Raw genomic sequence first — 18058 nt, forward strand, 5'->3', positions numbered from 1 at the left:
GTCACTTCTCCGCGAGGACCGGGGCGATCATCTTGCGCAGCTTCTCCTCGCTCAGCGCCTGGAGCGAGCGGGCGGCGATCTTCCCCTCCCGGTCGAGGACGAGCGTGGAGGGGATGGCCTGCGGGTTGAGGGTGCCGCGCTCGAAGCGGAGCATCAGCTTGCCCGTCGGGTCGTACAGGCTCGGGTACGTCACCTTGTAGGCCTTCTCGAAGGCCAGGGCCGGGCCGGTGCTGGTGTCGCGGGTGTTGATGCCGACGAACTGCACGCCCTGGTCCTTCAGGTCCTCGGAGACCTTCTGGAAGCCGGGGGCCTCGGCGCGGCAGGGCGGGCACCAGGAGCCCCAGACGTTGACGACGACGACCTTGCCCTTGTAGTCGTCGACGTCCAGCTGCTTGCCGTCGACGGTCTTGCCGGACAGGTCGGGTGCGTCGGCGCGCTCGCCCTTGTCGGCGGTGGCGATGCCGTCCTTGCCCAGGACGAAGTTGGTGTCACCGCCCCCGCCCGACGTCCCGCCGGAGCTGCACGCGGACAGGGTCAGCGCCGCGGCCGCGGCACCGGCGGCGAGCAGGGCGGCGCGGCTGCGGGTGCGGTTCGAGCGCAGGAGGGCGTGGCTGGCGGCACTCATGTGAAAAGTTTCGCATGTCCGTTCCGGGGATCTCGCCCACCCCCCTTGCGGGCGGAAAACCGCATTTCAGGCGGCGTTCGAGGAGGGGGAGCCCGAGCTGGCGGGGGTCGCCTTCAGGAACTCCCGCCAGCCGCCCGCCGGCTGCTGCCCGACGTCGAGGGTGCGCAGCCTGGCCAGCACCTCGGGCCGCTGCGCGTCCATCCAGTCGACGTACTGCCGGAAAGAGACGAGACGCACATCCCCGCCCTTGTCCTTGGCGCGCGCGATGTGCTTGAACGCCTCCTCCACGGCGTCCATGTAGATGCCGCCGTTCCACTGCTCGAAGTGGTTGCCGATGAAGAGAGGTGCCCGGTTTGTCTCGTATGCCCGCTTGAATCCCTGGATGTACGCCTGGGCCGACTGCTCGCGCCAGCCCGGGTAGTTGTGCGCGGGGGCCTTGGTGGAGTTCAGGGACTGGTTGGCCAGCATGTTGTAGTCCATGGAGAGGACCTCGAAGCGGCGGCCGGGGAAAGGTATCTGCTGGAGCGGCAGGTCCCAGATGCCCTGCCGCTTCACCGGCCACACCTGGCGGCCGCCCGGGGAGGAGGCGTCGTAGCGCCAGCCCAGCGCGCGGGCGGTGGGCAGCAGGTTGTCCTGGCCGAGCAGGCAGGGCGTGCGGCCGCCGACGAGTTCCTTGTCGTAGTCGAACGGCAGGGCCGGCAGGTCGGTCCAGCCGGTGTTGGTGCGCCACTCCTTCACGAAGGACTTCGCCTGGTCGATCTCGCTGCGCCACTGCCGGGGCGTCCAGTGCTTGACCGAGCCGTGGGACTCGCCGCAGAAGTGGCCGTTGAAGTGCGTGCCGATCTCGTGGCCCTCCAGCCAGGCGCGGCGGACGTTCTTCAGGGTGTCCTTGATGTGCGCGTCGGTGAGGTAGCCGATGTCGGAGGCGCCGCGCGGGTTGTTCGGCGGGTCGTAGAGGCGCTTCTTCGACTCGGGCAGCAGGTACAGCCCGGACAGGAAGAAGGTCATGCTCGCGCCGTGCTCCTCGGCCAGGTCCAGGAAGCGCGGGAAGAGGCCGTTGCCGACCTCGCCGGCGCCGTCCCAGGAGAACACGACGAACTGCGGGGGCGCCTGACCCGGCTCGAGCGGTTCGGGCTTCGCGGGCTGGTGGGGCTGCTTGCCGGTGTAGGCGGTGGAGCCGTCGCCGATGGGGCGGGCGGTGGGCCCGGGCTTCGGCCGGCCCTGTGCGCTGTCACCGCCGGAACCGTCGGCGTGGCTCGCGTCGTCCGACCCCGTGAGACCGGCGCACCCGGCGAGCGAGACAGCGGCGGCGGCTCCCGCGCCGATTGAGAGCATTCCCCTGCGGGAGTAAGGGCGCATTGCTTCCCCGATCCGTCACGTTCTCTGGTGGTCACCCAGTCAGAGGACGTGACGGCCGGAAAGGTTCCTGCGAAATGCGCAGATTCCGTAACGGAACGGTCGGAAGCGATCAGAAACGGCTTATGCGCCGAACGCCTTGTCCTTGCCCTTCACCGGCTTCGCGCCCGCGAGGAGATGCGCCGGGACGAGATCGCGGGCCGGCTCGCTGTAGCCGACGGAGACGATCCGGTCGCCGCGGTACGTGAAGGTCGTCAGCGAGGCGAGGGTGCACTGCCGCTTGCGCGGGTCGTGCCACAGCCGCCGCCGCTCGACGTAGGACCGCACGATCCAGATGGGCAGCTGGTGGCTGACCACGACCGCCTCGTGCCCGCGGGCCTTGTCTTTCGCCGCGCCCAGCGCGCTCATCATGCGCACCACCTGGTCCACGTACGGCTCGCCCCAGGACGGCCGGAACGGGTTGACCAGGTGCCGCCAGTTGCCGGGCTTGCGCAGCGCCCCGTCCCCGACGCCGAACGTCTTGCCCTGGAAGATGTTCTCGGCCTCGATCAGCCGCTCGTCCGTGGCGAGGTCCAGCCCGTGCGCCTTGGCGATCGGCTCGGCCGTCTCCTGCGCGCGCTCCAGCGGCGAGGCGACGACGTACGTCACGTCGCGCGGGGCCAGGTGCTCGGCGACCCGGTCGGCCATGCGGCGGCCGAGGTCGGAGAGGTGGTAACCGGGCAGCCGGCCGTAGAGGATGCCGTCCGGGTTGGCGACCTCGCCGTGCCGCATGAGATGGACGACGGTGATGTCCTCGTCGCTCCTGCCGCTGCTCTTGCCGCTGCTCTTGCCGCTGTCGGGGTTCGTCATGTCGCTCATGCCGTCGCCTCCGCCGCCGCGCGGGCCGCCGCCGGGAGGGCGTCGGCGATCTTCTGCAGGGCCCGCTCGTCGTGCGCGGTGGACACGAACCAGGACTCGAAGGAGGACGGCGGCAGGTAGACGCCGTGCGCGAGCATCGCGTGGAAGAACGCGGTGAAGCGGAACGACTCCTGCGCCTTGGCGTCCTCGTAATTGCGCACGGGCCGGTCGGTGAAGAACACCGAGAACATGTTGGAGGCGGTCTGCAGCCGGTGCGCGACGCCCTCCTTGGCCAGGGCCTCGGTGACCAGGCCCTGGATCTCCTTCGACACGGCGTCGACCTTGGCGTACGCGGCGTCGTCGAGCAGCCGCAGCTGGGCGAGGCCGGCGGCGGTGGCGACCGGGTTCCCGGAGAGCGTGCCGGCCTGGTAGACGGGCCCGGCCGGGGCGAGGTGCGCCATCACGTCCGCGCGTCCGCCGAAGGCCGCGGCCGGGAAGCCGCCGCCCATCACCTTGCCGAAGGTCATCAGGTCCGGGACGACGCCGTCCACGCCGAACCACCCGGCGCGGCTGGTCCGGAAGCCGGTCATGACCTCGTCGGAGATGTACAGGGCGCCGTCGGCGGAGCACAGGTCCTTCAGGCCCTGGTTGAACCCCTCGGCGGGCGGCACGACGCCCATGTTGCCCGGGGAGGCCTCGGTGATCACACAGGCGATCTCGCCGGGGTGGGCCCGGAAGGCCTCGCGCACGGCGTCGAGGTCGTTGTACGGCAGCACGATCGTGTCGCCCGCCTGGGCGCCGGTCACGCCCGGGGTGTCGGGCAGCGCGAAGGTGGCGACGCCGCTGCCGGCCGCGGCGAGCAGCGAGTCGACGTGGCCGTGGTAGCAGCCCGCGAACTTGACCACCTTCGTCCGCCGCGTGAACCCCCGCGCGAGCCGGATCGCGGACATGGTCGCCTCGGTGCCGCTGGACACGAGCCGCACCTGCTCCAGCGGCGCGACCCGGGCGATCATCTCCTCGGCCAGCGCGACCTCGCCCTCGCCGGGCGTGCCGAAGGACGTGCCGCGGGCGACCGCCTCCTGCACGGCGGCGATCACCTCGGGGTGCGCGTGCCCGAGGATCATCGGACCCCAGGAGCACACCAGGTCCACGTACTCCCGCCCGTCGGCGTCCGTCAGGTACGGGCCCGACCCGGACACCATGAACCGGGGGGTGCCGCCGACGGCCCGGAAGGCCCGGACCGGGGAGTTCACGCCGCCCGGCGTGACGGCGGCCGCGCGGTCGAACAGAGCCTGCGAGGCCGGTGCTTCATACGGATATGACAGTTCGCTCATGACCTGCGACTTCTCCGACCTTCTCCGACGTAGTCGGGCTCCGGGTGCCAGTGACCTGTTCAGGGTAGGCCAGGGGGCCGCGGGCCCGGGCGTGGGACAACCGGACCCCCGGGTCCCGGCGTCTGCGAGACTGGGACCTGATACACACAGCTCGAACGGCCCCGGCCTGGTCGGAGGCTGCGAAGATCCCTGCGGACAGATGTTTCAGCGCACGTTTCGGCGGGCGGCCGTGGGGGAGGTCACTGACACGATGATCGGGTTGCGCGGCGGGGGCGACGCGTCCTAGAAAAGCAGTCGGGTGGAGATATGCATCGCGGTGGCGGACTGGGCGAGGGGACTGATGACCTGGGTCCTCGACGTGCCCGGCGGGGAAGGCACCGGCGCGAAGCGGAGGACACGCAGGAGACACGTCAGGCAGCGGGTCGGCCGAGTGAACCGGAGCGCGTCGAGGGACGTACTGAACGCCGAGTGGACGATCTTCGGGCCGGGAGCGGGAATGGTGGTCGGGTGGGGGTGACGTACAAGTACTTCGGCGCGCCCGACGGCGCCACCGCGGCCCGTGTCCCGATCTCGATGCGTCCCGAGGAACTCGGCGGCGACGAGCTCGGCATGAACGGCATGTTCACGAAGATCAAGCCGGAGACGATGGCCGCGATGGTCCTCACGGGCATCGAGGGCGTCCCCCTGCACAAGGTCCCGCCCCTGGAACTGGTCGTCCTGCACCCCGACTACGCGGTCGTCAAACTCCCCATGACCGTCGTCGACCCCCTGCGCGGCATCGGCGAGGAGGCGGTCGGAGCGGCGGCCTTCATCTGGTCGACGGTCCCCGACCGCGGCGGCCCCCGGGACGCGTTCAACGTCTACCAACTGCTGCACGAATGGCAGGACTTCAGCCATCGGTTGCACGAGGCGGGGCATCAGGCTTACTGCTTGGTGTGGCCCTGAGCTGGGTTGCAACAGGTTCCGGGCGGGGTTTGCGGGCCTCGCCCTGAAGCCTGCACGGTCGAAGCGGGCCTCCGGCAGCACTACAGCTCCGCATAGCGCAAGAACTGCCAACTCAGTACGGCCAGGGCCAATGTCTGTGCGAGCGAGACAATCAGCAGCACGGGCTGGACGACTGAGGAGCACCAGAAGCCGGTCACACAGGCCATCGGTAACACGGAGTAAGTGAAGAGATCCACTGCGGCCTGCAGTCGCTTGCGCGTGATACGGCGCGCATCGTCACGGTGGTACATCTCCCAGCCGAAAACGGAGCCGTGAACGCCGCTGAGTTCGGACAGCCTCGGCCCGAGACGGTCGCGGATGGGACCCGCGGATGCGGGAACTCGTCCTGACCGCCTACGAATACCGGTGCGCCTTCTGCGGATACGACGGCAGGATCGGTGCGGTACCGGTCGGTCTCGAGGCCGCCCACGTGCGGTGGTGGGCGTTCGGCGGACCCGACCAGGTCGAGAACGGGCTGTGCCTGTGCTCGCTGCACCACAAGCTGTTCGACAAGGGCGTCCTCGGGGTGGGGGACGATCACCGCATCCTGGTCTCGCAGCGCTTCGTCGGTCACAGTGACGCCGCGCGGGAGCACGTCACAGCCCTCTCGGGCCGTCCGCTCGTCGGGCCGCAACCGGGCGCGAGCCCTGTGGCGGCCGAGCACCGCGACTGGCATACCCGGCAGGTCTTCCACGGCGAGCCGCGCCCTGCGACGGTCGTCTGACCTTGGCCTTACAACCTTGTCCGTGCCTCGCGTGTCATGGGGTCGTCCGCTGTTCAGAACAAGGAGTCCCGTTGCGCAGAGCAGTCACGGCCGTCGCCGTGCTCACCGCTTCCGCCGCTGTCACCCTCACGCCGGTGGCCTCGTCCGCCGCCGCGCCCCACAAGGGGGCGAACACGGCCGCCGTGCAGGACGACTTCAACGGTGACGGCTATCGCGATCTGGCCGTCGGGGCTCCGAATGCCACCAACGGCACGGTGCAGGCGGCCGGTTCGGTCGTCGTCCTGTACGGCTCCGCCTCCTCGGTGAGCAGCGCCCGCAGGACGGTCATCACCCAGTCGACCACCGGCGTCCCCGGCACCGCCGAGGAGTTCGACCACTTCGGGGCCACCGTGGCCAGTGCCGACCTGGACCGCGACGGCTACGCGGACCTGATCGTCGGCGCCCCGGACGAGGACGTGGACGGTGCCGGATCGCGGGGCTCCGTGACCGTGGTGTGGGGCGGGCCGAACGGGCTGAAGGGCGGCGCGAACATCTCCCCTCCGGCCGGCTATGACGAGTACACGTCCTCTTGCGGGTTCGGCTTGTCGCTCGCCGCCGGTGACATGGACGGCGACGGGGCCCCCGAGCTCGGCGTCGCCTCGGACCTCTGTGCCGTCGCCTCCTACAGCGGCCCCTTCAGCCGCACCGGGCAGGCCGCCGGGCGCTACCTGGAATGGCGGCAGAACGTCCGTGGTGTGGTCATGGGTGACGTGAACGGCGACGGCAGGGCCGAGCGCTTCTACCTGGCCGGTCCCGCCGACGACGACGTCCGTGGACCGGTGACGCTCGACACCGGAGCCCCCGACCCGCAGGACACGACCGTCAACCGGGGCATCGACCTGCCGTACGCCGACGGCTACGCCGGGCAGATCGGCGACGTCGACGGTGACGGCTACGGCGACCTCGTCACCGGCATTCCGTCCGACGACTCCGTCGCCAACGGACCCACCCCCGCCGCCCACCGCGGCGGCGAGATCCAGGTCCTCCACGGCGGCCCCCAGGGCATCACTCCCGCGCAGAAGCCGAAGGTCTTCCACCAGGACACGCCAGGCGTTCCCGGGACTGCGGAGTGGGGCGACCGGTTCGGCCGGTCCCTGAGCGTCGGTGACACCAACGGCGACAGGTACGCCGATGTCCTGGTCGGTTCCCCCGAGGAGGCCGTCGGCTCCCTCGCCTCCGCGGGCACCGCCGTCCTGCTGCGCGGCTCCGCGTCAGGCCTGACCACGGCCAAGGCAGTCGCCTACACCCAGAACACGGCAGGGGTCCCCGGCGCCGCGGAGACCGGTGACTGGTTCGGTATCGCCGTCCACCTCGCCGACCTCACCAAGGACGGCAAGGCCGAGACGGTCGTCGGCGCGCCGACCGAGAACTCCGACGGCTGCGCGTGGGTCGCCCGTGGCTCGGCATCCGGCCCCGTCCTGAGCGGCTCGGTCAACCTGTGCGGCAAGAGCGCCGGCATCACCGTGGGCGAGGTGAAGGGCTACTTCGGCGCCGCCTTCACGAGCCCGCACTGGGAGAGGTGACGCCCCCGGAGCCGGTCAGGCCGTTCAGGTAGGCGTGCAACGCCCCCGACCCCTCGATCATCGTCCGGCTTCGGGTCGTCAGGGTTTCGCCGCGGGTGGTGATCGCCGCCCGGAGGGCCTCCGTGCTGCCCTCGCGGCGCAGGTCGTCCAGGATCGGTTTGATCTGGGTGAAGAGGTAGTGGCTGCGGCGCAGGGTGTGGACCAGGCGGGCGTCGCGGACGTCCGCGGGGGTGTAGACGCGGTAGCCCGTGGCGCGTTCGCGGGGCGGGGTGAGCAGGCCGGCGGTCTCCCAGACGCGGAGGGCGGACGGGCGGACGCCCAGCAGGGCCGCCACCTCGCCGATGCGCAGGCCGCCGGAGCGGGGGAGTGGGGCCGGGGGTTCCAGGGCGAGCAGTTCCAGGGCCTCGCTCGCCGCCCGCAGGGACACCCGCTCCTCGTGCAGCGCGGCGTGCGCGGCGTCGACCAGGGCGAGCGCGCCCGGGACGTCACCGTCGTGGACCGCGCGCATGATCGCCGTCGCCGTCGGCGGGCCGTAGCCCCGCATCAGGGCCCGGTACGCCAGCAGGGCGCGGCGGTGCGCGTCCCCGAAGACGCGGTAGCCGGACGCGGTGCGCGCCGCGGGAGGGAGCACCCCGGCGCCCTCGTAGTTGCGGATCTGCTGCGTCGAGACCCCGGCCAGGCGGGCCAGGTCGACGGGGCGCAGGCGGCGGTCGTCTTTCGTCATCGATTTGAAGGTTACGGGAGGAGCTGCCGCCTCAGAGGGCGCAAAGTCTCAAGACCGCACTTCAATGGAACACTTGAAGGAATGGACTCCTGCATTCATGTCACCGGTGCGCGGCTGAACAACCTCAAGAACGTCTCCCTCTCCCTGCCGAAGAACAAGCTGGTCGTCATGACCGGCCTGTCCGGCTCCGGCAAGTCCACCCTCGCCTTCGACACCCTCCACCGGGAGGGCCAGCGGCAGTACCTGGAGTCGCTGGGCATGGTCACCGGCTTCGTGAGCAAACCCGCCGTCGACTCGATCACCGGCCTGTCCCCGTCCATCAGCGTCGACCAGCACCACACCAACCGCAGCCCCCGCTCCACGGTCGGCACGGTCACGGAGGTCTTCACCTATCTGCGCCTGCTGTGGTCACGCATCGGCGTACGGCCCTGCCCGGGCTGCGGGCAGAGCATCCCGCCCGCCTACGCCGACGGCGCCGAACCCGACGAGGACGCCGAGGCCGAGCAGCGGCCCTGCCCGCACTGCGGCACCCTCGTCCCCGACCTCGTCATGGGCTCCTTCTCGTTCAACAAGCCCGCCGGTGCCTGCCCGTCCTGCACCGGCCTGGGCGAGGTGATCCGACCCGACGTGCGGCGTCTGGTCGACGGCGCCAAGTCGGTCGCCGGCGGCGGAGTGCGCGGCTGGAACGCCAAGTTCACCGAGTGGAGCCTGCCCCAGCTGCGGGCCGCCGCCGGGCACTACGGCTTCACCTTCGACACGGACCGGCCGATCGACGAACTCAGCCGTCCGGAACGGGACTTGCTGCTCCACGGCGTCGAAAGCCCCGAGTTCCGGCAGCACTTCCCCGGCACCGAACCGCCGAAGACCGTGTCGGACGGCCGCTTCGAGGGCGTCGCGACGGCCCTGCTGCGCCGCTACACCGAACGCGCCGACGACCCCGAGTACCGCGAACGGGCCGAACGGCAGGGCCTGGTGAAGCAGCCCTGCGCGGAGTGCGGCGGCACGCGGCTGCGTGCCGAGAGCCGGGCGGTGACCGTGCACGGCCTGAGCATCGTGGAGGCCGCGCGGCTCCCGCTGACCGACCTCGGCACCTGGCTCGCCGGGCTGCGCGAGCGGTCCGCCGGTGACGAGTGGCTGCTCGTCGAACCGGTCGTCGCCGACCTGGAGGAGCGGGTGCGGCGCCTGGTGGACGTCGGCGTCGGCTACCTCACCCTCGCCCAGGCCACGCCCAGCCTCTCCGCCGGGGAGACACAGCGGCTGCGCCTGGCCGCCCTGCTCGGCTCCGGCCTCACCGGCGTCCTCTACGTCCTGGACGAGCCGACGATCGGCCTGCACCCGTCCGACACCGCGCGCCTGGTCCGCGTCCTGCGCCGGCTGCGGGACCTCGGCAACACCGTCCTGGTCATCGAGCACGACCTGGAGGTGCTGCGCGCCGCGGACCACGTGATCGACGTCGGCCCGGGCGCGGGCCGGGACGGCGGCCGGATCGTCGCGGCGGGCACCCCGGAGGAGGTCGCCCGCACCGAGGGCTCGGTGACCGGCGCGTACCTGTCGGGCCGGCTCCCCGCCCCCCGCTCCCGCGCCCGCGGCGACAGCGGCACGGCCGTCGTGATCCGCGGGGCCCGGGCCCACAACCTCAAGGACCTCACCGTACGGATCCCGCTGCGCCGCCTGGTGACGGTCACCGGCCCGTCCGGCTCCGGCAAGTCGACGCTGCTGCTGGACATCCTGGGCCGGGCCGCCCGCCGGCACTTCGACCGGGCCGGCGAGCTGCCCGCCGAGCACGACGGCATCGACGGCTGGCAGCACCTGTCCAAGGCCGTCCTCATCGACCAGGAGCCCATCAGCCGCCTCCCGCGCTCCAACGCGGCCACCTACTCGGACGTCTTCACCCCGATCCGCCAGGTCTTCGCCGCCCACAGCCGGGGCGCCCTCACCGCCGGGCACTTCTCCTTCAACGTGCCCGGGGGCCGCTGCGAACGCTGCGAGGGCGCGGGCGTCCTCACCGTCCGCATGCACTTCCTCCCCGCCGTCGAGGTGCGCTGCCCCACGTGCCAGGGGCGGCGCTTCCGCCCGGAGGTGCTGTCGGTCCGCCACCAGGGGCACGACATCGCCGAGGTGCTCGCCGCGACGGTGGACGAGGCGCTGACCGTGTTCGCGGACGTCCCGGCCGTCGCGACCCGGCTGCGCCGCATGGCCGACGTGGGCCTCGGCTACCTCCCGCTCGGGCAGCCCGCCACCACCCTCTCCGGCGGCGAGGCGCAGCGCCTGAAACTCGCCAGGGAACTGGGCCGGCGCACCACCGGCCGCGCCCTGTACCTGCTCGACGAACCGACGACGGGCCTGCACTCCGCCGACACCGCCCGCCTCCTCGACGTCCTCCAGCGGCTCGTCGACGCCGGGCACTCGGTCGTCACCATCGAGCACAACACCGACGTCGTCCGGGCCTCCGACTGGCTCATCGACCTCGGCCCCGAGGGCGGCGCGGGCGGCGGGCAGCTGGTGGCACAGGGCGCACCCGGCGACTGAACGCTTCCGGGCCCCCACCCGTCTTCGTCACGTGACCGTCGTACGGAGCCCGGGCTCCGGAAGGAGACGTACCGATGAAGGCGCACCGATGAAGGCGTACCGATGAAGGCGCACCGATGAAGGCGCACCGATGAAGGCGGGCCGAACGACGTGGGCGCCGGCGGTGGTGGCCGTCGGCGCCGCCCTGAGCGCGGGCTGCGCGCCCTCGTCCCCGGACGGCGTCGCGCGAGCCGCGCCCTCGTGCGCCTACGTCGTCGAGTACGACGGCCGCAGGTACCTCGACTGGGAGGAGACCACCGTGCCCCTGGGGCGGTCGCTCGGCTCCGCGACCCGCCCGGCCTGCGACGACACGCCCGGCGACGGCGACGACGGGGAGGGCCCGGTCGCGACGACCGCGTTCGCCGTGCCGGGCGTGGACCCCGCCGTCGCGGTCGCGGTCGCCGAAGGCACCGGCACCCACCGTCTCGTCGTCGCGGAGTCCGTCGAGGACCTCCCGCCCGGACTGCGGAAGCTGACCGAGGGGCCCTGAGACCCGGCCGGGGCCTCAGCCGCCCTGCCGCTCCAGCACCGCGTAGTCGGCGAAGCTGCGGCGGTAGCGCAGGTGCCGGGTCTCCTGGGTGTGCCTGCGCTGCCACTCCTCCACCTCGCCGGGCGCCGCGCACGGCCCCGAACTCGCCCCGCAGTCCGCGTCCTCGCCCGAGACGCAGTACGCCTGGTACTCGGGCAGCGCGGACGGGTCCTGCACGATCGTGTACGGCACGTACCGGAAGACACGGCGTCCCGCCGGCTCCCCGCCGTGCTCCTCGCGCTGGTGCTTGCGCAGCAGGACGTTCGCGTCCGTCACGCCGCTCGCGTCGAACGCCGCCCGTGCCCTGTCCCGCCGCAACGACAGTTCCTCGCACGCCGCGCAGCCCCGCACCGGCAGCGGCGGCCGGTCCGGATCAGCCGACAGCCCTTCCCTGGAACGGTCGTTGGCCGCGCGCACGCCCGCGCTGAGCCGTTCGTCCGGGGTCGCCTCCCGGATCCGCGCCGCGTCCGCCTGCCACTCCCGGCCGCCGCCGACCGGGCGCAGCATCGCGTACGGGCCGGTTGTGTCCCGATACTCGCCGACCCTGTTCGTCTGCGGGTCGTAGACGAGCGTTCCCGGTTCCATTTCGCGCACCTCCGTAACTGTGTGTGTATCGAGCGTTGCGTACGGGAACGACCCGCTTCAATGCTTTGTGTGTGACACCGGTGCACTGTCACGGAGGGGGATGCCGTGAGCCGACGGAACGGCGGGGCGGAGTCGGGGGCGAGCACGGCGGCCGTGTTCGGCGAGGTGCTGCGGCACTTCAGGGAGGCGGCGCTGCTCACGCAGGAGGGCCTGGCACGGCAGATCCCGTGCGACCGCTCGCACGTGGCCCGCGTGGAGGCCGGTACGAGGGTGCCGCAGGAGTCGTTCGCCAAGGCGTGCGACGAACTTCTTTCCACGGGTGGGGTGTTGGCGCGGCTGTGGGCCAGGATCGACTGGTATCCGCGAGTGGAGCATCCCGACTGGTTCCGGCGGCGGGCCGAGATGGATGAGGAGGCGGTCGCCCTTCGGGAGTACCAGGAGCGTGTCATGCCGGGTTTGTTGCAGACGGCGGACTACGCCCGCGCGTTGTTCTCCTTGCTCGTCAGCGGGGAGGAGGTGGAGGAGCGAGTGCGAGCGCGGCTCAGTCGTCAGCAGCGTTTCCTGTCGGATGGAGGCCCGCTCTACATCGTGGTCCTGGATGAGAGCTGCCTACGCAACATGATCGGCAGCGCGGCCGTGATGCGGGACCAGTGCGCGCACTTGCTCGACGTCGGAAAGCGACCCAATATCCGCGTCCAGGTCGCACCGGCGGGCCGCCTCGGCCTGTTCCGCCCCAGCGGATCCATGTCCCTCATCAGGCTTCCCGACGGGCACGAGTGGGTCTACTCGGAATCGCTGGATCAGGGCCATTTCAACGACAATCCAGCCCTCATCGCGAGGCACAGCCACACCTATGATGTGCTCAGGGCGGACGCCCTGTCGGCTTCCCAGTCCGCCGCTCTGATCCGCGAGACGATGGAGAGGTACGAGCAGCATGGACCGGAACGAGCTCACCTGGGTCAAGAGCAGCTACAGCGACGCCAACGGCGGCAACTGCATCGAAATAGCCCCCGGTTTCCCCGAAACCGTCCCCGTCCGCGACAGCAAGAACCCTGACGGACCGGTCCTGGTCGTGACCCGGTCCGCCTGGTCCGCGTTCCTGTCCGCCGTGCGCTGACCTACTGCCCGCCCAGCATCTGCAGGACCCGGTTCGCGGCCTCCGCGACCGGTTGCCCCACCGCCCCCACGGCCGCGGCGATCGCCGCGACGGCCATCAGCGCCCGGTGCCGCTCCTGCGGCGGCGCCGCGTCCGCGGCCAGCACCGGCAGGGACTCGTCGATGAGCTGCGCGCTGGGCTGTGGCAGCTGCTCGCGCAACTCGCGTACACCCTGGAGGAGTTCGGCCAGGGCCAGCCGCAGCGCGGGATCCACGTCCCCGGTCGTGCCGTTCTTCACGATGCCCGTGTTGCCGCTGCCGCCGTGCATGGTGACGTTGTCGCCGTAGTAGTAGTTGTTGCCGCTCATGCCGCGATCCCCGTGTTGCCGCTACCGCCGTACATGTTGACGTTGTCGCCGAAGTGGTAGTTCGACGGTGAGTTGATCGTGAGGCGCTCCACCGTCACCTGGAACTCGGTGTCGGGGTTCTCCAGCGCGCCCGCCACGTAACCGACCAGCCGGTCGAGGTGCTGCGGGTCCCGGCTGGTGACCATCGCGGTGGACGGCCCGGCCGTCTCGACGGCGAGGACGTAGTGCGACTGGGCCGTCACGACGGAGAGCATCTCGACGAGGAAGTAGATCAGGGCCGCGATCGAGCAGATCCACACGAAGGTCAGCAGTCCGCCGGCGGCCGACTCGTCGGCGAGGTAGGTCAGGCCGCCGATGATCGACAGGCCGATCGCCACGGCGAGGGTGATCCCGGTGCGGGTCAGGAAGCGGAAGACGGCTTCCTTGCGCTTGGGGTGGAGCGTGAAGGTGTAGACCCGGGCGATGTTCCGCAGCGGGTAGGCCGCTCCGCCGACCCATAACAGGCGGTTGTGGACGCGGAGTTCGACGTCGGTCAGGGCGCGGGGCGGAGTCGCGGGCGGGGGCGGCACGTCCCACTGCCCCGGTGGCTGTCTCGTTTCCATGGTGTCCCCCTGAAGGCCGGTGAGCGGGAAGTGACCGCGGTCACTGTGGGAACACCATTGACGACCATGCGTGCCGCGAGAGCAACCCGTTTCCCGCAGAAGCGGTCAGGGCTCGTCGCGCCGGGGGTCGTCGTCCTTCTTCTTGTCCTCGTCGAGGGACTTCAGGAAGTCGGGGTTGTCGTCCGGCGCCACCCACTGCTGCCGGGAGCGGCCGCTCCGGACGCCGGACCAGCCGTCGGCGGCCGGGCTGCGCTTCTTGCCGGCGATCAGCCAGGAGATCGAGCCGACGAGCGGGAACAGCAGCACCAGGATCGCCCACAGCGGCTTGGGCATGTGGCGGATGTCGTCGTCCTTGGTGCTGATGCAGTCGATGAACGCGTACACGCTAAGCGCCAGCGGCACGAGGAACATCAGTACCCGGAGCATGCGCGGCCTCTCAGCGAAAGCGGTGGGCGGTTCCAGGCCAGCGTAGCCGCTCGGGGATACTGGACCCCATGGCTTACGACGATCTTCGCTCCCTGCTCAGGGCGCTGGAGCGCGAGGGCGACCTCAAGCGCATCAAGGCCGAGGTGGACCCGTACCTGGAGGTCGGGGAGATCGTCGACCGGGTGCAGAAGTCCGGCGGCCCGGCGCTGCTCTTCGAGAACGTGCGCGGGTCGAGCATGCCGCTCGCGATGAACGTGTACGGCACCGACCGGCGGCTGCTGAAGGCGCTGGGCCTGAAGTCGTACGCGGAGATCTCGGAGCGGATCGGCGGGCTGCTGAAGCCCGAGCTGCCGCACGGGTTCGTCGGCGTGCGGGAGGCCTTCGGCAAGCTGGGCGCGATGACGCACGTGCCGCCGAAGAAGGTGAAGGACGGCCCCGTGCAGGAGGTCGTGCTGACCGGGGACGACGTGGACCTGGAGCAGCTGCCCGCCCTGTTCACCTGGCCGAAGGACGGCGGGTCGTTCTTCAACCTGGGGCTCACGCACACCAAGGACCCCGAGAGCGGCGTGCGCAACCTGGGCCTGTACCGGCTCCAGCGGCACGACAAGCGCACCATCGGCATGCACTGGCAGATCCACAAGGACAGCCGCAACCACTACCAGGTGGCGGCCCGGCGCGGTGAGCGGCTGCCGGTCGCGATCGCCTTCGGCTGCCCGCCCGCCGTGACGTACGCCTCGACCGCGCCGCTGCCGGGGGACATCGACGAGTACCTGTTCGCCGGGTTCCTCGCGGGCAAGCGGATCGAGATGGTCGACTGCAAGACCGTTCCGCTCCAGGTGCCCGCGCAGGCGGAGGTCGTCATCGAGGGCTGGCTGGAGCCGGGCGAGATGCTGCCCGAGGGCCCCTTCGGCGACCACACCGGCTTCTACACGCCGCAGGAGCCCTTCCCGGCGCTGACGATCGACTGCGTCACGATGCGGAAGCGGCCGCTGCTCCAGTCGATCGTGGTGGGCAGGCCCCCGACGGAGGACGGGCCGCTGGGCCGGGCGACGGAACGCTTCTTCCTGCCCCTGCTGAAGATCATCGTGCCGGACATCGTGGACTACCACCTGCCGGAGGCGGGCGGCTTCCACAACTGCGCGATCGTCTCGATCGACAAGAAGTACCCCAAGCACGCGCAGAAGGTGATGCACGCCATCTGGGGCGCGCACATGATGTCGCTGACCAAGCTGATCGTGGTCGTCGACTCCGACTGCGACGTGCACGACCTGCACGAGGTGGCCTGGCGGGCGCTGGGCAACACGGACTACGCCCGGGACCTGAGCATCGTCGAGGGCCCCGTCGACCATCTGGACCACGCCTCCTACCAGCAGTTCTGGGGCGGCAAGGCCGGGATCGACGCGACGAGGAAGTGGCCCGAGGAGGGCTACACGCGCGACGGCGGCTGGCCCGACATGGTCGAGTCGGACCCGCAGACGGCGGCGAAGGTGGACCGCCGCTGGAAGGAGTACGGGCTGTGACCTCCGCTTCCGCCGCGATCCCGCAGCCGGGACGCACCAAGGCGTTCCTGCGGCTGGTGATGATCGAGCACTCGGTCTTCGCGCTGCCCTTCGCCTACATCGCCGCGCTCACCGCGATGTACCAGTGGGACAGGAACATCCACTGGGGCCGGCTGCTGCTCGTCACCGTCTGCATGGTCGGCCTGCGCACCTTCGCCATGGCGGTCAACCGGATCATCGACCGGGAGATCGACGCCCGCAACCCGCGCACCGCGCAGCGCGAGCTGGTGACGGGCGCGATGTCGGTCAAGCACGCCTGGACGGGTGCGCTGATCGCCCTGGCCGTCTTCCTCGGCGCGGCGGCCCTGCTCAACCCGCTCTGCCTGGCCCTGGCCCCCATCGCCGTGATCCCGATGGTGGTCTACCCCTACGGCAAGCGGTTCACGAACTTCCCGCAGGCCATCCTCGGACTCGCCCAGGCGATGGGCCCGATCGGCGGCTGGCTGGCGATCACCGGCTCCTGGTCCTGGGACGCGGTGATACTGGGCCTCGCCGTGGGCATCTGGATCGGCGGCTTCGACCTGATCTACGCCTGCCAGGACGTGGAGACCGACCGCGAGATCGGCGTCAGGTCCGTCCCGGCGCGGTTCGGCATCCCGGCGGCGATCTGGGGCGCGCGGGTGTGCCATGCCCTGACGACGGCCCTCTTCGTCTGGTACGCCCTGGCCACGGACGCGGGCGCCTTCTTCTGGCTGGGCCTGCTGATCGTCGGGGCGGCGTTCCTCTACGAGCACTCCATCGTCCGCCCCCACGACCTCTCCCGCGTGAACAGGGCGTTCTTCAGCGTCAACGGCTTCATCGGCATCGCCCTGTTCGCGTGCGCGCTGCTGGATCTGCTCGTGCGGGGTCTGACCGTGTGATTACGGTGCGGCCTACCATCGGGTGCAGGATCCCAAGGAGGCCGCCATGACCGTCTCGGACATCGACCGCCTGCACTCGCAGCTCAGCAAGCTGGAGGACCTGTTCCCCGGCTATCTGACGGAGATTGTCGAGGGCAGCATCGTGATGAACCCGGTCAGGCCGTTCCACGGGAAGACCATCCAGCGGCTGTGGAACATCGTCGAGGGACAGCTGCCACCCGAGTGGGCCCTGGTGAGCGACGTCGCTTTTCCGTTCGACGACGCCAACGAGTTCTGCCCCGACCTCGCCGTCATCCCGGCGGAGGCGGAGGACGAGAACCACAGCGCTTACCCGGCCGACTTGATCGAGCTCGTGGCCGAAGTGGTGTCACCGGAGAGCGTTCGCCGCGACTACGAGGTGAAGCCCCGCTGGTACGCCTCGCGCGGCATCGCCAACTACCTGGTCCTCGACCCGCTCCAAGGGCACCTCGTGACCATGTGGAACCCCGGCCCCGACGGCTACCGCGGGCGGGACACCCTTCCGTACGGTCACGAACTGACCCTCGACTCCCCGCTCGGCAAGCTGATCATCCCCACCACCCACCTGCCGGTCGATCGCAAGGCGCGCGACCGCGACTAAGGGCGTTCCTCCCAGGTGAGGGCTCGGCTCGCGGCCCGGCGGCGGAAGGCGAACGCCGCCCCCACCCCCGCCAGCAACCCCAGCAGGTGGCCCTGCCAGCTGATGCCCGTCTGGGTGGGGGCCAGGCCCGACAGGATCGAGCCGCCCCAGACCGCGGCGATCAGGACACCCGCCAGGATGCCCCAGGGGCGGCGCTCCACGAAGCCGCTGACCAGCAGGAAGCCGAACAGGCCGAAGATCAGGCCCGACGCGCCCGCCGTGTTCGTGTGCGCCGGGGACATGAGCCAGACGCCCAGGCCGTCGACGAGGACGATCAGCGCGCAGACGAGCAGGAAGCGGCGCAGGCCCGCCAGCGCCGCCAGGAAGCCGAGGACCAGCAGCGGCAGCGTGTTCGACGCCAGGTGGGCGAAGCCGAAGTGGAGGAACGCCGACGGCACGACGTCGGCCAGCTCCGACGGCTCGCGCGGGGTGATGCCGAAGCCGTCCAGCGCGTGACCCGTCACCACGTCGACCGCTTCCAGCAGCCACAGCAGCGCGATCCAGGCCAGCATCAGCTTGCCCGCGGCCCACGCGCGGTCCCCCGCCGACCACCCCTGACGCACACCCGGCATGGCGACCCCCAGTGCTCGCTCGTCCCCTCCGGGCAACGGCCCGCACCCCTGGGCCGGTTCCCACCCCACGGCGCCGGATAGGCTCGGAGT

General features: G+C 71.0%; 19 protein-coding genes and 1 pseudogene. 10 read left to right on the forward strand and 10 right to left on the reverse strand.

From position 1 onward, the window contains the following. Nucleotide 1: 1 nt before the first annotated feature. The 4 genes from ACIGAN_RS28030 to hemL form a co-directional block, all read right to left on the reverse strand. Nucleotides 2–625: a TlpA family protein disulfide reductase gene (locus tag ACIGAN_RS28030; protein WP_399861762.1), complete on the reverse strand. Its 624-nt coding sequence runs from the start codon at nt 623–625 to the stop codon at nt 2–4. Between the two features lie 66 nt (nt 626–691). Beyond that, complete coding sequence (locus ACIGAN_RS28035) at nt 692–1984, reverse strand: hypothetical protein (protein WP_399861765.1); 1293 nt, start codon at nt 1982–1984, stop codon at nt 692–694. Nucleotides 1985–2104: 120 nt separating this feature from the next. Then, on the reverse strand, nt 2105–2830 hold the full coding sequence (locus ACIGAN_RS28040) for a histidine phosphatase family protein (protein WP_399861955.1): 726 nt from the start codon (nt 2828–2830) through the stop codon (nt 2105–2107). Nucleotides 2831–2835: 5 nt separating this feature from the next. Continuing rightward, nucleotides 2836–4152, reverse strand: a complete 1317-nt coding sequence (gene hemL, locus ACIGAN_RS28045) for a glutamate-1-semialdehyde 2,1-aminomutase (RefSeq protein ID WP_399861767.1) — start codon at nt 4150–4152, stop codon at nt 2836–2838. Nucleotides 4153–4659: 507 nt separating this feature from the next. Between hemL and ACIGAN_RS28050 the strand changes: the two genes are divergently transcribed. From ACIGAN_RS28050 to ACIGAN_RS28060, 3 genes and pseudogenes are all read left to right on the forward strand, one after another. Continuing rightward, nucleotides 4660–5097 (forward strand): hypothetical protein, encoded by a 438-nt coding sequence (locus tag ACIGAN_RS28050; protein WP_003992141.1) that lies wholly within the window; start codon nt 4660–4662, stop codon nt 5095–5097. Between the two features lie 361 nt (nt 5098–5458). After that, nucleotides 5459–5860, forward strand: a pseudogene (locus ACIGAN_RS28055) (HNH endonuclease); the annotation flags it as partial. 71 nt (nt 5861–5931) lie between these two features. Beyond that, nucleotides 5932–7422 carry a hypothetical protein gene (locus ACIGAN_RS28060; RefSeq protein ID WP_399861770.1) on the forward strand — a complete coding sequence of 497 codons (1491 nt, stop codon included), beginning with the start codon at nt 5932–5934 and terminating at the stop codon, nt 7420–7422. Here ACIGAN_RS28060 and ACIGAN_RS28065 read toward each other — a convergent pair. Next, complete coding sequence (locus tag ACIGAN_RS28065) at nt 7397–8146, reverse strand: MerR family transcriptional regulator (RefSeq protein WP_399861773.1); 750 nt, start codon at nt 8144–8146, stop codon at nt 7397–7399. The genes ACIGAN_RS28060 and ACIGAN_RS28065 overlap by 26 nt on opposite strands. An 81-nt stretch (nt 8147–8227) precedes the next feature. On the opposite strand from ACIGAN_RS28065, the gene uvrA reads away from it, so the two are divergent. Both uvrA and ACIGAN_RS28075 read left to right on the forward strand, forming a co-directional pair. Next, the gene (gene uvrA / locus ACIGAN_RS28070) at nt 8228–10675 is read left to right on the forward strand and encodes an excinuclease ABC subunit UvrA (RefSeq protein WP_399861775.1); all 2448 of its coding nucleotides are present in this window, start codon (nt 8228–8230) and stop codon (nt 10673–10675) included. Nucleotides 10676–10805: 130 nt separating this feature from the next. Continuing rightward, entirely contained in the window at nt 10806–11204 is a 399-nt protein-coding gene (locus tag ACIGAN_RS28075) for a DUF6281 family protein (protein WP_399861778.1), read from the forward strand. 15 nt (nt 11205–11219) lie between these two features. Here ACIGAN_RS28075 and ACIGAN_RS28080 read toward each other — a convergent pair whose 3' ends face one another. Next, nucleotides 11220–11828, reverse strand: coding sequence for a DUF7848 domain-containing protein (locus ACIGAN_RS28080; protein WP_399861780.1), 609 nt, complete (start codon nt 11826–11828; stop codon nt 11220–11222). A 105-nt stretch (nt 11829–11933) separates the two neighbouring features. On the opposite strand from ACIGAN_RS28080, the gene ACIGAN_RS28085 reads away from it, so the two are divergent. Further along, nucleotides 11934–12884, forward strand: a complete 951-nt coding sequence (locus tag ACIGAN_RS28085) for a helix-turn-helix domain-containing protein (RefSeq protein ID WP_365742942.1) — start codon at nt 11934–11936, stop codon at nt 12882–12884. Further along, a complete protein-coding gene (locus tag ACIGAN_RS28090) occupies nt 12832–12945 on the forward strand; it encodes a DUF397 domain-containing protein (RefSeq protein WP_365088774.1) in 114 nt (37 codons plus the stop codon). The genes ACIGAN_RS28085 and ACIGAN_RS28090 overlap by 53 nt, the downstream gene beginning before the upstream one ends. A 1-nt stretch (nt 12946) precedes the next feature. On the opposite strand, the gene ACIGAN_RS28095 is transcribed toward ACIGAN_RS28090, so the two are convergent. From ACIGAN_RS28095 to ACIGAN_RS28105, 3 genes are all read right to left on the reverse strand, one after another. Beyond that, entirely contained in the window at nt 12947–13291 is a 345-nt protein-coding gene (locus ACIGAN_RS28095) for a hypothetical protein (protein ID WP_365088662.1), read from the reverse strand. After that, a complete protein-coding gene (locus tag ACIGAN_RS28100) occupies nt 13288–13893 on the reverse strand; it encodes a DUF6232 family protein (protein WP_365088663.1) in 606 nt (201 codons plus the stop codon). The genes ACIGAN_RS28095 and ACIGAN_RS28100 overlap by 4 nt, the downstream gene beginning before the upstream one ends. A 105-nt stretch (nt 13894–13998) precedes the next feature. Beyond that, a complete protein-coding gene (locus ACIGAN_RS28105; protein ID WP_365088664.1) occupies nt 13999–14319 on the reverse strand; it encodes a PLD nuclease N-terminal domain-containing protein in 321 nt (106 codons plus the stop codon). A 68-nt stretch (nt 14320–14387) separates the two neighbouring features. On the opposite strand from ACIGAN_RS28105, the gene ACIGAN_RS28110 reads away from it, so the two are divergent. Genes ACIGAN_RS28110 through ACIGAN_RS28120 form a run of 3 tightly spaced genes read left to right on the forward strand, consistent with a single transcriptional unit; the run spans nt 14388 to nt 17357 of the window. Continuing rightward, nucleotides 14388–15839, forward strand: a complete 1452-nt coding sequence (locus tag ACIGAN_RS28110; RefSeq protein ID WP_365742945.1) for a menaquinone biosynthesis decarboxylase — start codon at nt 14388–14390, stop codon at nt 15837–15839. Further along, nucleotides 15836–16738, forward strand: a complete 903-nt coding sequence (gene mqnP / locus ACIGAN_RS28115) for a menaquinone biosynthesis prenyltransferase MqnP (protein WP_365742947.1) — start codon at nt 15836–15838, stop codon at nt 16736–16738. Before ACIGAN_RS28110 ends, mqnP begins: the two co-directional genes overlap by 4 nt. Nucleotides 16739–16784: 46 nt before the next feature. Continuing rightward, a complete protein-coding gene (locus tag ACIGAN_RS28120; protein ID WP_311688044.1) occupies nt 16785–17357 on the forward strand; it encodes a Uma2 family endonuclease in 573 nt (190 codons plus the stop codon). Here the strand turns inward: ACIGAN_RS28120 and ACIGAN_RS28125 are convergent. After that, complete coding sequence (locus ACIGAN_RS28125; protein WP_399861786.1) at nt 17354–17968, reverse strand: rhomboid family intramembrane serine protease; 615 nt, start codon at nt 17966–17968, stop codon at nt 17354–17356. The two genes, ACIGAN_RS28120 and ACIGAN_RS28125, sit on opposite strands and share 4 nt — an antisense overlap. Nucleotides 17969–18058: the final 90 nt, after the last annotated feature.

The sequence above is a fragment of the Streptomyces sp. NPDC085931 genome, from assembly GCF_044540565.1.
Taxonomy (GTDB): domain Bacteria; phylum Actinomycetota; class Actinomycetes; order Streptomycetales; family Streptomycetaceae; genus Streptomyces.

Bases quoted from the DNA above. Each gene is read 5' to 3' on its own strand.
- ACIGAN_RS28120 (WP_311688044.1), top strand. From the start codon at position 16,785: ATGACCGTCTCGGACATCGACCGCCTGCACTCGCAGCTCAGCAAGCTG.
- ACIGAN_RS28095 (WP_365088662.1), bottom strand. From the start codon at position 13,291: ATGAGCGGCAACAACTACTACTACGGCGACAACGTCACCATGCACGGC.
- ACIGAN_RS28125 (WP_399861786.1), bottom strand. From the start codon at position 17,968: ATGCCGGGTGTGCGTCAGGGGTGGTCGGCGGGGGACCGCGCGTGGGCC.
- ACIGAN_RS28110 (WP_365742945.1), top strand. From the start codon at position 14,388: ATGGCTTACGACGATCTTCGCTCCCTGCTCAGGGCGCTGGAGCGCGAG.
- ACIGAN_RS28075 (WP_399861778.1), top strand. From the start codon at position 10,806: ATGAAGGCGGGCCGAACGACGTGGGCGCCGGCGGTGGTGGCCGTCGGC.
- ACIGAN_RS28080 (WP_399861780.1), bottom strand. From the start codon at position 11,828: ATGGAACCGGGAACGCTCGTCTACGACCCGCAGACGAACAGGGTCGGC.
- uvrA (WP_399861775.1), top strand. From the start codon at position 8,228: ATGGACTCCTGCATTCATGTCACCGGTGCGCGGCTGAACAACCTCAAG.
- ACIGAN_RS28065 (WP_399861773.1), bottom strand. From the start codon at position 8,146: ATGACGAAAGACGACCGCCGCCTGCGCCCCGTCGACCTGGCCCGCCTG.
- ACIGAN_RS28040 (WP_399861955.1), bottom strand. From the start codon at position 2,830: ATGACGAACCCCGACAGCGGCAAGAGCAGCGGCAAGAGCAGCGGCAGG.
- ACIGAN_RS28030 (WP_399861762.1), bottom strand. From the start codon at position 625: ATGAGTGCCGCCAGCCACGCCCTCCTGCGCTCGAACCGCACCCGCAGC.
- ACIGAN_RS28105 (WP_365088664.1), bottom strand. From the start codon at position 14,319: ATGCTCCGGGTACTGATGTTCCTCGTGCCGCTGGCGCTTAGCGTGTAC.
- ACIGAN_RS28100 (WP_365088663.1), bottom strand. From the start codon at position 13,893: ATGGAAACGAGACAGCCACCGGGGCAGTGGGACGTGCCGCCCCCGCCC.
- hemL (WP_399861767.1), bottom strand. From the start codon at position 4,152: ATGAGCGAACTGTCATATCCGTATGAAGCACCGGCCTCGCAGGCTCTG.
- ACIGAN_RS28035 (WP_399861765.1), bottom strand. From the start codon at position 1,984: ATGCGCCCTTACTCCCGCAGGGGAATGCTCTCAATCGGCGCGGGAGCC.